Here is a 2585-nt window from a genome sequence, read left to right on the forward strand (position 1 = left end):
CCCAAAGCACCAAGGCCCATTGAAATTATTCCAAGCACTATCCAGAAAGGTTTTGCTATCTTCATGATTTTCTCCCAGTCTCAATTTTGTAGATTTTGTCGCAGATTTTAAGTGAACTTTCTCTGTGCGAGACAAGGACAAATGTTTTTTTGCTGCTTTCGCTCTTTACAGAATCCAGAATGATTTTTTCGTTGTAACTGTCAAGGTTACTCGTAGGCTCGTCAAGTAAAATAAAATCGCCTTCGTGCAAAAATGCCCTCGCTAACCCCAGCCGCTGCCTTTCTCCGCCGGAAAAATTTTCTCCAAGTTCTGAAACGAGTGTTTTATAGCCGTCTGGAAGCGAAGAAATAAAATCGTGAATGCCTGCTTTTTTGCAGGTTTCGACAATTTCTTCATCAGTTGCATCCAGTTTTGCAATCCTTATATTATTTTCGATTGTATCGTGGAAAAGAATTGTCTCCTGCGTGACATAGCTTTCGGTTTTTCTAAGGGAAGCAGTATTGATTTTTGAAACAGGCAGATTTGAAACGCTGACTGTTCCAGAATCCGCTTCCCAAAAATGCATGAGCAGTTTTAGTGCAGTAGATTTTCCTGATCCGCTTTTTCCATGCAGACCGATTATTTTGTTTTCTGGAATTTCAAGTGAAAGATTTGAAAGAATTTTTTCAGAATCATATGAAAAATCAACATTTTCAAAACCAGCCCCGCTAAATCCGCCCAAATTGTTCTGGTTTTCAACAGTTTTTACAACAGCTTCTTCATCTAAAAGCGAAAGAACTCTTTTTCCGGCAGCAATTGTCTGAGAAAGAGAAGAACCGAGTCTTGCAACTGCAATAAAAGGCCCGAAAGAAGAAAAAATAAGAGCAGCTGCAAAAACAGCCTTTGAAAATTCAATTTTTCCAGAAGTAAAAAGCCAGACTGAAACAATAAGTGAAATAATATCAAAAATTATAACTGAGCCTTCAATTAAAGCTGCTGCAATTCCTTCATTTTTTGCCATTTGTTTCTGGCTTTCAGCCATTTTTTTGCTTTTTTGTTTTAATAAGAAAAGCCGTTTCTGCCCGTTTCTAAATAAAATCGTCTGCAGAAGTCCGCGCATTGTATCCAGAAGGAAGGAATTCATCTGACCAAAAAGTTTTCTGTGCTCACTTCCAGCTTTCAGAGAAAACTTCTGCACAAAAAGCGGGATAAATACAGCTAAAACTACATAAAAAACGAAAACATATACTGAAAAAATAAAATGAATTTTAAAAAGAACTAAAAGTATGACAGCTCCTGTAAAAAAAGCTATGCAGACAGGACTTACTGTATGTGCGTAAAACAATTCAAGAAGTTCAATATCGCCTGTCAGAATCGAAATCAGATTTCCTTTTTGCTTTCCTGAAAGTTTTGCAGGGCCAAGCTCGCGAACTTTATTAAAAACAATATTTCTGATTCGTGCCAGAAGCGTAAAAGCAATAAAGTGATTACAGTACTGCTCTGCGTAGTGAAGGACTCCACGGGCCACGCCAATTAGAATTAAAAGTTTTACAGAAAATTTTTCGAAAAGTGCAAGGATTCCAAGCGAGGGAATTGAAATTGCACATAAAAAACCTGCTGTTCCAAAAAATACAGCAAGAGTCATTACAGGAAAAAGCGGTGCAATAAGACGGGATAATCTGAGAAGAGTTTTCATTTTAAACCTCCTTTTTCAAATTCGTATACTCTGTCCGCACCAGATGCATTTTCTTTTCTGTGGCTTATCATAATCACTGTTTTTTTACCCCTTAAGGAATATATTACTTTAAGAATTGCCTCTTCACTTTCAACATCTATATTGCTTGCAGCTTCATCAAAAACATAAAGTTCTGAATCATGAAGAAGAGCACGTGCAATCGAAAGCCGCTGTTTTTGCCCGCCTGAAAGATTAGCAGCACCTTCGCTGACAGTAAAATCAAGAGCGCCGTTTTCGCTAAGAAAATCCCAGAGCTGAACATCTTTCAAAACCTGTATCATCTGAGAATCTGATGCTTTTTCGTTTGCTTCCAGAAGACACTCACGGACAGTTCCAGCAAAAATCCAGTCGCGGTGGGAAATATATGTTACAAAATCATAAAGCTCATTGAATGGAATTTTTGAAAGCTCAACTCCGTTTAATAAAACAGACCCTGAATAATTTTTATAAATTCCGCAGAGGATTTTTGCCATGGTTGATTTTCCGCTTCCGCTCTTTCCGGTAAAAGCAACAAATTCTCCCTGCTTTATAGTGATTTCAGCGTTGTGTAAAACTGTTCTGTCAAAACTGTACGAAAGATTTTTTGTCTGAATTAAAGCATTTTGAGGCTGAACTTCATGGTTAAATTGACATTCAGGCCTGCGGGAATCGTTTTCCATATCGAGAAGTTCGAAAATATTTTTTGATGCTGTTACGCCGTTCATTGCTGTATGAAACGCACTCCCAAGACGACGAAGCGGGATAAAAAAATCAGCTGAAAGAAGAATGCACACAAATGCATTTTGTCGCTCAGATCCTGATTCTTATAGTTTTTAACATCCTCATAAAGCTTGTCTATAAGCGGTCTGATAAGCTTCCAGTAGTTTTTGGT

Annotated in this window: 2 protein-coding genes; both read right to left on the reverse strand. The window is 37.8% G+C overall.

The annotated features are described in order from the left end of the window. Positions 1–61: 61 nt before the first annotated feature. Entirely contained in the window at positions 62–1675 is a 1614-nt protein-coding gene (locus ACKI5B_RS00785; protein WP_407425048.1) for an amino acid ABC transporter ATP-binding/permease protein, read from the reverse strand. Next, the gene (locus tag ACKI5B_RS00790; protein ID WP_407425049.1) at positions 1672–2487 is read right to left on the reverse strand and encodes an ATP-binding cassette domain-containing protein; all 816 of its coding nucleotides are present in this window, start codon (positions 2485–2487) and stop codon (positions 1672–1674) included. Before ACKI5B_RS00790 ends, ACKI5B_RS00785 begins: the two co-directional genes overlap by 4 nt. Between the last annotated feature and the right edge of the window lie 98 nt (positions 2488–2585).

Source organism: Treponema sp. (assembly GCF_045657965.1).
GTDB lineage: Bacteria > Spirochaetota > Spirochaetia > Treponematales > Treponemataceae > Treponema_D.